Source organism: Streptomyces sp. NPDC093064, from assembly GCF_044754605.1.
Lineage (GTDB): Bacteria > Actinomycetota > Actinomycetes > Streptomycetales > Streptomycetaceae > Streptomyces.
In genome coordinates this window covers 1-10,657 of record NZ_JBIVPK010000089.1, presented here as the reverse complement: position 1 = coordinate 10,657, position 10,657 = coordinate 1, and the positions used below count along the sequence as shown (strand labels likewise).

12 protein-coding genes and 1 pseudogene are annotated in these 10,657 nt (G+C 70.0%); 5 read left to right on the top strand and 8 right to left on the bottom strand.

Going from position 1 to position 10,657, the window contains the following annotated elements:
- Positions 1-147 precede the first annotated feature (147 nt).
- Entirely contained in the window at positions 148-630 is a 483-nt protein-coding gene (locus ACIQFZ_RS41595; RefSeq protein WP_402693782.1) for a hypothetical protein, read from the bottom strand.
- A gap of 496 nt (positions 631-1,126) precedes the next feature.
- Here ACIQFZ_RS41595 and ACIQFZ_RS41590 point away from each other — a divergent pair, with 496 nt between their 5' ends.
- The 4 genes from ACIQFZ_RS41590 to ACIQFZ_RS41575 all read left to right on the top strand — a co-directional run bounded on the left by ACIQFZ_RS41590 (position 1,127) and on the right by ACIQFZ_RS41575 (position 3,977).
- Positions 1,127-2,302 carry a PP2C family protein-serine/threonine phosphatase gene (locus ACIQFZ_RS41590; protein WP_402693781.1) on the top strand — a complete coding sequence of 392 codons (1,176 nt, stop codon included), beginning with the start codon at positions 1,127-1,129 and terminating at the stop codon, positions 2,300-2,302.
- Positions 2,303-2,320: 18 nt separating this feature from the next.
- Positions 2,321-2,965, top strand: a complete 645-nt coding sequence (locus ACIQFZ_RS41585) for a DUF6233 domain-containing protein (RefSeq protein ID WP_402693789.1) — start codon at positions 2,321-2,323, stop codon at positions 2,963-2,965.
- Between the two features lie 60 nt (positions 2,966-3,025).
- Positions 3,026-3,280, top strand: coding sequence for a hypothetical protein (locus ACIQFZ_RS41580; protein ID WP_376654121.1), 255 nt, complete (start codon positions 3,026-3,028; stop codon positions 3,278-3,280).
- 97 nt (positions 3,281-3,377) lie between these two features.
- Positions 3,378-3,977: a hypothetical protein gene (locus tag ACIQFZ_RS41575; RefSeq protein ID WP_376654122.1), complete on the top strand. Its 600-nt coding sequence runs from the start codon at positions 3,378-3,380 to the stop codon at positions 3,975-3,977.
- Positions 3,978-4,094: 117 nt separating this feature from the next.
- Here the strand turns inward: ACIQFZ_RS41575 and ACIQFZ_RS41570 are convergent, their stop codons facing one another.
- The 3 genes from ACIQFZ_RS41570 to ACIQFZ_RS41560 all read right to left on the bottom strand — a co-directional run bounded on the left by ACIQFZ_RS41570 (position 4,095) and on the right by ACIQFZ_RS41560 (position 6,385).
- Positions 4,095-4,406: a hypothetical protein gene (locus ACIQFZ_RS41570; protein WP_383063798.1), complete on the bottom strand. Its 312-nt coding sequence runs from the start codon at positions 4,404-4,406 to the stop codon at positions 4,095-4,097.
- A gap of 72 nt (positions 4,407-4,478) precedes the next feature.
- Positions 4,479-5,123, bottom strand: a complete 645-nt coding sequence (locus ACIQFZ_RS41565) for a response regulator (RefSeq protein ID WP_376654124.1) — start codon at positions 5,121-5,123, stop codon at positions 4,479-4,481.
- On the bottom strand, positions 5,111-6,385 hold the full coding sequence (locus tag ACIQFZ_RS41560; RefSeq protein WP_402693780.1) for a histidine kinase: 1,275 nt from the start codon (positions 6,383-6,385) through the stop codon (positions 5,111-5,113). The genes ACIQFZ_RS41565 and ACIQFZ_RS41560 overlap by 13 nt, the downstream gene beginning before the upstream one ends.
- A 389-nt stretch (positions 6,386-6,774) precedes the next feature.
- Between ACIQFZ_RS41560 and ACIQFZ_RS41555 the strand changes: the two genes are divergently transcribed.
- A complete protein-coding gene (locus tag ACIQFZ_RS41555) occupies positions 6,775-6,990 on the top strand; it encodes a hypothetical protein (protein WP_402693779.1) in 216 nt (71 codons plus the stop codon).
- Positions 6,991-7,393: 403 nt separating this feature from the next.
- Here ACIQFZ_RS41555 and ACIQFZ_RS41550 read toward each other — a convergent pair whose 3' ends face one another.
- From ACIQFZ_RS41550 to ACIQFZ_RS41535, 4 genes and pseudogenes are all read right to left on the bottom strand, one after another.
- Entirely contained in the window at positions 7,394-7,597 is a 204-nt protein-coding gene (locus ACIQFZ_RS41550; RefSeq protein WP_365435047.1) for a hypothetical protein, read from the bottom strand.
- Between the two features lie 426 nt (positions 7,598-8,023).
- Positions 8,024-8,362, bottom strand: a complete 339-nt coding sequence (locus ACIQFZ_RS41545; RefSeq protein ID WP_402693778.1) for a transcriptional regulator — start codon at positions 8,360-8,362, stop codon at positions 8,024-8,026.
- Positions 8,359-9,105 (bottom strand): hypothetical protein, encoded by a 747-nt coding sequence (locus ACIQFZ_RS41540; protein ID WP_402693777.1) that lies wholly within the window; start codon positions 9,103-9,105, stop codon positions 8,359-8,361. The genes ACIQFZ_RS41545 and ACIQFZ_RS41540 overlap by 4 nt, the downstream gene beginning before the upstream one ends.
- A gap of 1,298 nt (positions 9,106-10,403) precedes the next feature.
- Positions 10,404-10,562, bottom strand: a pseudogene (locus ACIQFZ_RS41535) (alpha/beta hydrolase); the annotation flags it as partial.
- Positions 10,563-10,657: the final 95 nt, after the last annotated feature.

Genomic DNA, 10,657 nt, shown 5'->3' with positions numbered 1-10,657 from the left:
CCGCCCTCCCCAAACCCCCCCCCCCCCCCCCCCCCTCCGTTTTTTTTGGTGGGGGGGGGGGGGTCGGGGGGCCCCCCCCCCGCCCCGGGGGGGGGGGGGGCCCGGGCACCCCCCCCCGCCCCCCCCCCACAGCGGGGCCGCCTTAGGTCAGCCGATGCCGAAGGGCTGGCCCATCTGCCCGAAGCCGAAGCCGGGCTGCTGGTACTGCTGCGGGTAAGGCTGGCCGTACGACTGCTGCTGACCGAACGGCTGCTGACCGAACGACGGCTGGCCGAAGCCGCCACCCCACTGCTGCTGACCCTGCTGGCTCTGCTGGAGCAGCGTCACGATCGCGGTCGGCAGCGCCTGCTGCACGGACTGCTCCACAGCCTGCCGGACGCCCTCGTGCAGCGTGTGGTGCAGCGCGACAGCCAGGTACGGGTGGGCCTGGTGGGCCAGGCCCTGCTGCTGCAGCTGCTGCTGGACCTGCTGAATCTGCTGCAGCGTCTGCTGCATGCGCTGCGCGACCTGCTGGCTCGCCTGCTGACACGCCTGCTGGATCGCCTGCTGGACCACCTGCGCGAGCTGCTGCTGGCCGCCGGCCTGCTGGCCGAACTGCTGCAGGGGCGGGGTACCGGTCATCACCGACATGAATGCTCCATTTCGACGCCACAGGAAAGCCGACACAAGGGATGATGTTGGCTTTTTGGGATGATCCCGACGCGCCGAAGCTATGGCGCCGTCGCTCCGCCCGCAATCGGGCGAGCTGCCCAGGAGGAGTAATCCCCCGATCGGATCCGGCAACAGGCGAACCGGCCGGGGACGCGGCAGGATGAGCTGCTGCTGGAAGTGGCGGAGGCGCGGCACACCCTCACTGTCCGCCGCCGGCGGAGGGCTCTGCGGACCAGCGGCGTGTAGTCGACGGGCACGTGTGCATCGCCTTCAGCTCGCTGACACCATGCTGTCCCGCCTCGGCGTCAGCGGCGGCGGAGACGACGACATCGCCTTGATCATCGTCCGCCTGTAGTCCCTCCCAGAGCGCCAGAACTCAATGGCCGACGCCCTGGCGCACTCCGGGCGCTTGAGCCGCTCGTAGGCGTGCATCCGTGCAGGGATGGTTTCCGAGCGGGTGGTGCACATTGGAAAGATGAACCTCGGGCAGCGCCTCGCCCATCCACGACAGCCGTGGCAGCCGAGCCACGCACTGGTGGCAATTCCGCTTGTGCTGATCGCCGCGATCACCCTGGCAGACATCCGCACCCCGGAATCCGTCCAACTTGGCCCGCTGCTCGTCGTAGCCCCTGCCATCACCACCGCATTCGGCGGCTACCGGCTGACCGGACTGATCGGGGCACTGGCGGTGGGAACCCAGGTCGTCACCGCTGAGCTCCACGGCGGACTGGCCACCACCAACCACATCTCCCAGATCATCGCGCTCACCATCCTCTCGGTCTTCGCCATGATCGTGTGCTTCGTCCGCGATCGGCGCACGGCGGAACTGGCCCAGGTACGGTCCGTCTCCGAGGCCGCCCAAAGAGCCCTGCTGCGCCCGCTGCCCGACCGGCTCGGCCCCCTGCACCTCGCATCCTCATACCTGGCAGCCGAGAAGGAGGCATGCATCGGCGGCGACCTGTACGCCGTGGCACACACCGGTAACCGTACGCGTGTGATCGTCGGCGATGTGAGGGGAAAGGGACTGGACGCGGTTGGAGAGGCGGCCACGCTTCTCGGCTCATTCCAGGAGGCCGCCCACCACCACGCCACACTGCCCGCCCTCGCGGAGGCCCTGGACCGCAGCGTCTGCCGCTACCTCACCGGATTCCCGGAAGCGGACGGGGAGGCACAGGAGCATTTCATCACCGCACTGCTGCTGGAGATCCCCGATCACAGCCCGGTGTCGCGGGTCGTTCACTGCGGGCACCCGCCGCCCTTCCGGATCAGGCGTGGTCGCGTGACAGCCGTGACAAGTCCCTCCCCGGCGCCCCCGCTGGGCATGTACGGACTGAGGCCGGCGACCTACGACGTGCATACCTTCTCGTTCCAAGCCGGTGACACCCTGCTCCTTTACACCGACGGTGTTGTGGAGGCACGCGACAGCAGCCGTGCGTTCTACCCGCTGGAAGAGCGGGTCACCCAGTGGACCAAGAACAGCCCCAGGACACTCGTGCAGCGCCTCGAAAAGGATCTTCTCGCCCACGCCGGCGGGGCACTGGGCGATGACGCCGCCATCCTCGCTATCCAGCGCACGCCCGTGCCACACACCCGTCTCCACGTCAGCCCCCTGGCACACGGCGCTGACCTCCACGATCAACCGGCCGACTGAGCCCAAGACACGGGGCACCTGCGAGGAGACGCAGCCGGCGATCTCCTTGGCCAGCCAGGCCGTTTCTGCGGACAACGGCCCGCCCTGCGCGGCGGCCGCGGCCCGGCTGGAGGTGTCTGGCACGCGCCGAACTGCGAGAAAGCCCCGCAGGGTGCACCGCTGCTCGATGTGGAGCACGCCCTGAACGTCGCGGAGAACCCGGCGACGCGGTCGTGCAATCTGTGCGGCTGCGCGGCGGAGCTCACACCCCTGCTGCGAGGCTTCGACCACATCGGCGACGGCGACTCCTCATCGCCGGGGCCCCGGCGCGGCGGCCCCGGCGCGGGGGCGGAGCCGACGCGCAGGCGTGGCGAGCGCACCCAGATCCCCGGCTGCGTCCGCGCCGCCCATCCCGCCCGCCCCTCTCCCTCACCTTCACCAGGGACATGGGCGAAAGCGGCCGCAACGGGGATGTCTGGGGTCCGACCAGCCCGTACGGTGGGGGTGACCTGCACGGATGCGGCGGCGCCGCCGAGGCTCACGCAAGAGAAGTCGCAAGAGATCCCGCAGGAGCAGACGCAAGAGTTGGCGCAGGAGATGTCGCCCCGAGGCGGTCCGGAGCCCGGCTCGAACAGCCGTACCTTTGGGTCGTGGCAGCCTCGTACGACCTCTTCCAGGACCTGATCGACGCTCAGGAACGAACCCTGTCAGGTCCGCGCTGAACTGCAGACGGTCTACCAGCGGGTGCCGTGGTCGGCCGAACCGCTGGACGCGTGGGAGACGAACGAGAGCACCTGGCGGAAGCCGTCCCGCCCCGCCTCCCCCGGCTGGGATCCCCAGGACGCGGTGGAGATCGCCCGGCTACGGGCGCGGGAAGTCGAACTCGCCGGGACAATCGTCACGCACGCGTACTGGAGCAGCCTCGCCCCGGCCGATTTCCTCACGGCCCGTGACGCGCTCAAGCACCACCACGAGCACATGGCCGACGCCTCCAGCTAGGGCCTTTCTTTCGGATCACCACTCGCAGCGATCGAGGCGGCGAGTCCTGATCGCCGCCTCGATCCGGCCGGCACATGACGCGGTCTAGGGTGAGCGAATGGACGTGGGGGCGGTACTGATTGCAATCACTGGTGTAGCGGGAACCCTCGGGGGTGCGTTGCTCACCCAGCGGGGCGCCGACCGGGCCAAGAGGCGCGAGTTGGAGATGGCCCATGCCATCCAGGAAGCTCGCGAGAATCGTGAGCTACGCCGGAGCTGCTACACACAACTGCATCGGGATGCCAGGCAGTTCGCCACGGCGCTCAGCCGGCACTTGTACGTCATGCGGGATCGCACGCTCGGGCAGGAGGACGTATCGGCGTTGGAAGGAACCAAGGACGCCTACCGCGACCGGTGGTCCGAGGCTCTGATGATCGCCCCCGATGCGGTGATTGTTTCGGCTCACGAACTGAACGAAGCGCTGACCGGGGTCTATGGACAGATCAAGCGCTTGGAACAGGGAAACCCCCGCCCGGGCGAGACCCTGCAGTCAGCCGCTGAAGCGCAGCATGCGCTCTGGTCTCTGATAAGCGTCACGAGAGCGGCGATGCGTCGTGATCTGGGCGTCACTGCAGACGCCGGCGAGGAAGTCACCCGTCGAACACCGTTGGTCTCCTCCAGTAACCCCATCGTCTCGACCAGGGATTTCGCTGAGTAGCTCGACGGCCTCGACTCCTAGACCGTTTCCTTGGATCACCCCGCTGACCAGATGAAGATGGCGGCGAGGTGGAGTCCGGCGAGGTAGATGGTGGCGGTCTTGATGCCCCTATGGATTTCAAGCCGCCAGAGAGTGGGTTTCGGAGCCTGTGTTGGACGAGGCGATGAGCCGGTGGATCTCGCGGGCAACGTAGCGCTTGAGGCAGCGGAGTGCTTCGCGCCGGGTCTTCCCTTCGGCGATGCGCCGGTCGATGTAGCCGCGAGTGCGGGAGTCCCAGCGGAGGCGGGCCAGCACGACGGTGTAAAGGGCGGAGTTGGCCTGCCGGTTACCGCCGCGGTTGAGGCGTCTGCCGCCGGCGAGCCGTGTGGCTGTGCCGGGCCTGGCCGTGGTGGAGGTCGCGGCCGCGGATGACGAGTCCACGAAGGTCACGCCAACGTGGTGGTCACGGACCATGTTGTCGGCTCGGCGGTCAGCGCCATCTCCGTGTGGTGCCTGGCCTGCTCATGCCGAGGCCAGGAAGCGCAGCACCGCGAGCACCCGGCGGTGGTCGCCGTCGGCCGGGGGCAGGTCGAGCTTGGTGAAGATGCTGTTGATGTGCTTGGCGACCGCGCTGTCGCTGACCACCAGGGCTTCGGCGATGCCCGCGTTGGAGCGGCCTTCCGCCATCAGACCGAGGACCTCGCGCTCCCTGGTGGTGAGCCGGTCGAGCGGATCGCTGTGGCGGCGGAGCAGAAGCTGGGAGACGACCTCCGGGTCGAGCGCGGTGCCCCCGGCGGCCACCCGGCGCAGCGCCGCGATGAACTCCTCGACGTCGGAGACCCTCTCCTTGAGCAGGTAGCCGATCCCCCGGTTGTGGTCGGCGAGCAGGTCCGCCGCGTAGCGTTCCTCCACGTACTGGGAGAGCAGCAGTACCGCCACGTCGGGCCACTGCTGGCGGATCATCAGCGCCGCGCGCACCCCTTCGTCGGTGAAGCCGGGCGGCATCCGGACGTCGACGACCACCGTGTCGGGTCGGTGCTCCTCCACCGCCGCCAGCAGCGCCCCGGCATCGCCCACCGCCGCCGCCACTTCGAAGCCGGCTGCCTCCACCACTTTGACCAGGCCGATCCGGAGGAGGATCGAGTCCTCGGCGATCACGGCGCGCACGGCAACTCCACGGTGACGGTGGTGGGTCCCCCGACAGGGCTGTCGACCGAGAAGGTACCGTCCACCGACCCGGCCCGCTTGGCCAGCCCGCTCAAACCCGTGCCCCGCCTGAAGTCGGCGCCGCCGGGGCCGTCGTCCACGACGACCACCCGCAGGACGTCGTCCCGCCGGTGGACGCGGACCTCGGCCTCGGTGGCGCCCTTCGCGTGCCTGGCGACATTGGCCAGTGCCTCCGAGACGACGAAGTAGGCCACGGCCTCCACGGTCGGCGAGGGGCGTTCCGGCAGGACGACCGTGAGCCGCACCGGCACTGGGGAGCGGGCCGCGATGCCTGAGAGCGCGGCGTCCAGCCCGCGGTCCTCGAGGACGGCAGGGTGCAGACCGCGGACCAGGGTGCGCAGTTCGGCGATGGCCTCCTTGGCCTCGCGGTGGGCCTCGTCGATGACCTGGCGGGCCTCCTCGGGCAGGTCGGTGAGCGTGGCCCGGGCCAGGCCCAGATTGAGGGCGAGGGAGACCAGCCGCTGCTGGGCGCCGTCGTGCAGGTCGCGCTCGATGCGACGGCGCTCGGCATCGGCGGCGTCCACCACCCCGGCCCGCTTCTCGGTGAGATCCTCGACCCGCAGTTGCAGCCGTTCGGCGCGGCTGGGGCCGAGCAACCGCAACGCGGCCCAGGTGTCCAGGCGCACGACGGCCCCGGTGAGCCAGACGGCGAGGAGCAGCAGCGCCGCGCCCACCACGGAAAAGAGGGGCATCTGGACCATGGTGCCCCCCTTGATGCGGTCCTCCGGCGGCACCAGCCAGATCCACAGCAGGACCGTGCAGAGCCCGGCACCCACGGCCCAGCAGAGCAGGGCAAGCACGGCGCCCGCGGCGGCACAGGGGCCGGCCACCACGTGGTAGCCGACCTGCCGCCACGTCGCCGAGGACCGCAGCCACGCCGCGACCGCGCGCGGACTGCGGCGCCGCTCGGCGGGCAGGGCGGGGATCCGCACTCCCAGCCGCACCCGGAACCTCTGCCGCTGCGCCCTGGTCAGCGCGTTGCTCATCAGCAGCGCCACGAGAACGGGGACGAAGAGGGCGGCCTGGATCTCGAGCAGGGTGACCGGCACGAACATCAGCCACGGCTCCGCCAGCACCAGCAGGACGACGAAGTGCAGCGGTATCCCGGCGGCGGCGACCACGGTGTTCGCCCGCAGGCCGGCGGTCCGCCGCGCGAGGGCGACCCGGCCGGGCGAGAGCCGCGGTGCGGCGGTGAGAGGCATGGCCACACCGTAGGCGGCCGGTGGCTTGCGCGGCCATGGAGCCTGCGGGAGGACCGGGGGTGTACCTGGCTTCACCCCCGGTTCGGACAGAGACGCTACCGACGGCGGTGCCCGGAGCGGACAGGGTTGGTCGCGGGATCCGGCGCCGGGCCGGAGCGGAGAGGGGAACGGGACGGTGGCCTCCATGGAGCTGCGCGGTGGGGTGGACCAGGGGCCGGGGCAGCCCGGTCGGCTGCAGCGGTGGGCGAGCACGGCCCTGGTGGTGGCCGGCCTGGCGCTCTTGCCGTGGCTGCTGGTGCTGGCGGGGTACCTGCCCGGCGGTTCCGGGCCGGTGCAATGGACTACGGCGTGGGTGGGGGCTGGACGCACTGGAGTCGCTGGGGCTGGTAGTGACGGGGCTGCTGCTGGCCCGGGGGGACACCCGGCGCTGCCTCACCGCCGCGGCAACCGCGACGCTACTGGTGACAGATGCCTGGTTCGACACGACCACGGCGTCGGCGGGCGAGGCGGGGGCCGCCCTGGCGATGGCCTTCTGCGCGGAACTGCCGCTGGCGGCGGTGTGCGCGCTGGTGGCCTGCCGAGCGCTGCCCGACCGGGGGCGGTGAACGGCGCGAGGCCCTCACCGCAGGGGCTGGAGGGGCTGGTTCACCGGAGGCACGGTCGGCTTCCGCGACGCTCAGTTCACCGACGGCACGGTCGACTTCCGCTCTTTGAGCCTCGTGATCAAACCACAGACAGTCATTGCCTCGCACGGCCAGACAGGATCCCGCGACCACCGAGCAGCTCTGGGCGCTCTCGCTTCTCACTAACATCGAGAGCGCTGAAACCACACCAGCGCTCTCGGCACTCGCCGACAAGCGCTCTCAGATCCCACCTACGCAGCCAGCGGGAACTCACTGTCCGCCTGAGGGGCGCCTCCCCGGCCGCAGCCGTGCTGTGCGGCGCCCTGCTTCACCTCGTCGCAGGGCGCATCGGATCAGCGCCCGCAGCCGGGCCGGCAACTCCGACTCAGCCCAGCGCCGGGGCGAGACGGCTCAGCGGCACCTTGCGGCGGTGGGGGCGCGCCGCGCTGGTACGCAAGCCCATCAGGTGCGGAACCGACACCTCCGGGGCCCGCCTCGCCGGTGCGTGGATCTCGTACGCCTCCGGGACCACGGGGACTGCGGCGAGGCCGACGGGAGCGGTCACCTCGTGCAGAACCAGCTTGCTCATGTCGCACTCCTTACGCATCGCCCGGCAGGACGCCCGCCCCACTCAGGAAGCCGAAGCGGAACTTCGCCACGTCAGACCTGACAGTCCCGATCGGGATGACGAAGCCGAGACCCACGCCGCCAACGCTCGATGGGTCCAGTGGTGTCGCCGACGTCCTCGCCACCGTGAAAGCTCTCGGTCACGGAAAAGAGAATGACCCGCGATCATGAGAACCGCCTGAAGCTGTCCTAAGAAGAGCGAAAAAACCGTATATACCGAGATAAAGATGGCTACACGGGTCGCCCTGGACACCCAGGCATCACGCTGTCCTCCGGCGAGGGCCACGGCCCGGCGCGGCGACATCGCCTCGACGCGGGCGGCAATCGGAACGTGAACTCGATCTTGCACATCGTGCATGTCGCCCATTCCTCCAGGCAGGAGCCCGGATCAGGACTCCGGGGCTGGCCTGCCTTGTTCGATCTGATGGATGAGGCGCTTGAGCTGGGTGACCTCGTCCTGCAGGGCGCGGTCGCCGGCGGGGGTGAGGGAGAGCCAGGTGCGGGCGCGCTTGCCCTCGCAGCCCTTCTCGATGCCGACCAGTCCGGCCCTCTCCAGGACGGCCAGATGCTGGCTGAGGTTACCGGCCGTGAGGCCGAGGGCCGTGCGCAGAAAGCTGAACTCGACCCGGCGCGCCTGGTGGGCGACGGTGAGGATGCCGAGGCGGACGCGCTGATGGACGACGTCGTCCAGGCCGGTGACGGGGTGCTGTTCGGGCTGACCGGTCATGACGCGTTGCGCCCACGGGGCAGCTCGGCCAGGCCGAAACCGAGAGCGCCGAGCAGGACGAGCACGCCGGGCACGGCGAAGTGGGGCAGGAAGGACCAGGGCGAGGTGAAGGAGATCCCCGCCCAGCCGGTGGTGAGCGGCACCAGCTCGATGGCCAGGTACACCGCGGTGAGCAGCACCAGGGCGAGGCTGCGCTCCACCCAGGACAGCACCAGCAGTGGCAGCCCGACGGCCATGGCGTTTCCGGCGAGTCGTTCGAGGAACCTCGTCATCCCGGACGTCGGATCGAGGTGCAGGCCCCAGAAGTCGACCTTCTCACCGGGCTGCGGCATCCCATGACGGAGGCTCCAGAACGCGGCGACGGTCACCAGGCCGACCAGGACGATCCCGGCGACGATGTACGGCCGGACCGGGGTGCCGACGCCGCGGTTGTGGGAGCGGCGGATGTAGAAGAACGCTGTCGCGGCGTAGGCCAGGGCGAGTCCGACGGGCCAGTAGACAGGCGAGCCCTGTGTGATCAGAGTGCAGCCGCTGCCCGCCGCGGCGTCGCCCGCCGGGCAGGGAACGGTCTCGACCTTGAAGGTGAAGCGGCTGACCAGGATTCCGCCCAGCGTGAGCACGCCGAGCAGCAGGAGGGGGAACCAGGTGCCGCGCTGCGCGGCACGGACCCGGCGGGTCAGGTCGCCGAGGCCGGCAAGGACTTCACGAGGGGTACCCGATGACGGCACCGATGCATCTGTCATGCAGTCAGCTTTGCATCACAAACTAGTTGTGGCAAGAGATTCATGTGCACTGCAAGGTGCAGGGGCGGGGTAACCGGCGGTCCGATGCCAACCCCACTGGTTTGCAGTGATGTCCGTGGGCCGCCAAGTGCTCGTCTCGAAGCGCTGGTGAGCCGCGACAACGACGAGGAACGGTCCACCATCACCACCCTGCTGCAAAACGCGGCCGCACCATGCCAGATCGGCCCCGCGCTGGACCCGGACGACACCGCAGCATGGATCACGGCTCTCGCCGCCACCCTCCCAAGGCTGCCCTCGAGCGCGAGCTCGCCGACCACCTCGCCTGAACGCGGGATCCCTTCTGTGCGGCGCCAAGCGGCGCCGCACAGAAGAGCCCTGCCGCACCCGCCCAGCGTCCGCACCGCTTCTGCCAGCGCATCCTCGGACGGCGTAGCGCGGAGATCACCCGGACGACTCATCGAACAGGGCTCCGACTGGCGCCGAGCTCTAACGTCGAAGTGCCCTGCTCCGTGACAGGACGGCAGGGACTGGGCGGCCCCGCCCACGCCCTGGTCAGGGGCCGCCCATACCTCGGTCGTTGTCGACCGGAGCACGAATCCGGCGGCGACGTCACCGCCCCGGTGATGATGTCATCCAGGATGGCGACCAGGGCCACAGGTGTGATGCTGCAGGCATCGGCGAGGCCGTCGCCGGCTTCGGCGGCCGGTGTCGGCGCGGCGGCCGGTGTCGGCGCGGCGGCCGGTGTCGGCGCGGCGGTCGGCGCGCATCTAGGCGGCGCCAGCCGGAACCGGCCGGCCAGTGTCTCCCTCCCGCCTGGCGTCGCCAGTACCGGCGGCGCGGCGGCCCCCGCCGACGCGCAACCACGGCGAGCGCGCACCGATCCCCGGCCGCGTCCGCGCCACCCATCCCTTCTCCCTCAACTCCAGCCAGGACTGGGCGAAAGCGGCCGCAACGGGGACGTCAGAGACCCGACCAGGCCGAAGCCGCGTGGTGATCTGCATAGATGCGGAACCGGTTCTTCGGGGCGCGCAACAGGAGACGCAACATAAGCCGCAACAGATAGCGCAACCCACGTCGCTTCCCGCCCCGCCGCTGGTGCAGCGCGGACTCGTACCGCGCGGCCCATGGAACGGCCAATTCCCCGATCAGACTGCCGGGATGCGCACGGGAGATGCCGGTGAAGGCAGGATGGGACAAGGCCGCTCGGGCCCATTGCTTTGTCATCACACACGAGGAACCCGTGCGGCCCCGTTCATGTCACGCTCTGCCCCCCGCGGATGGCCTGCCTATTGCTGGTGTCAGTCCGCCAGCGCCGCCGCGGTGGCGCGGGCGAAGCCTTCCGGATTGTCCAGCATGATGTTGTGCCCGCAGTCCGGGATCGAGACCACGGCCACCCCGGCTTCGGTGAGCGCACCGATGCCCGGGAGCGGGCCGTCGGCCTCGGGCAGCAGGTAGGTGGGGCCCTACCCCTTGATCGTGGACACCCTGATCATTGGATCGTGAAGATCCATAGGACAGGAGTTCCCGTTGGGGACGTCGAAGTACTCGCCTG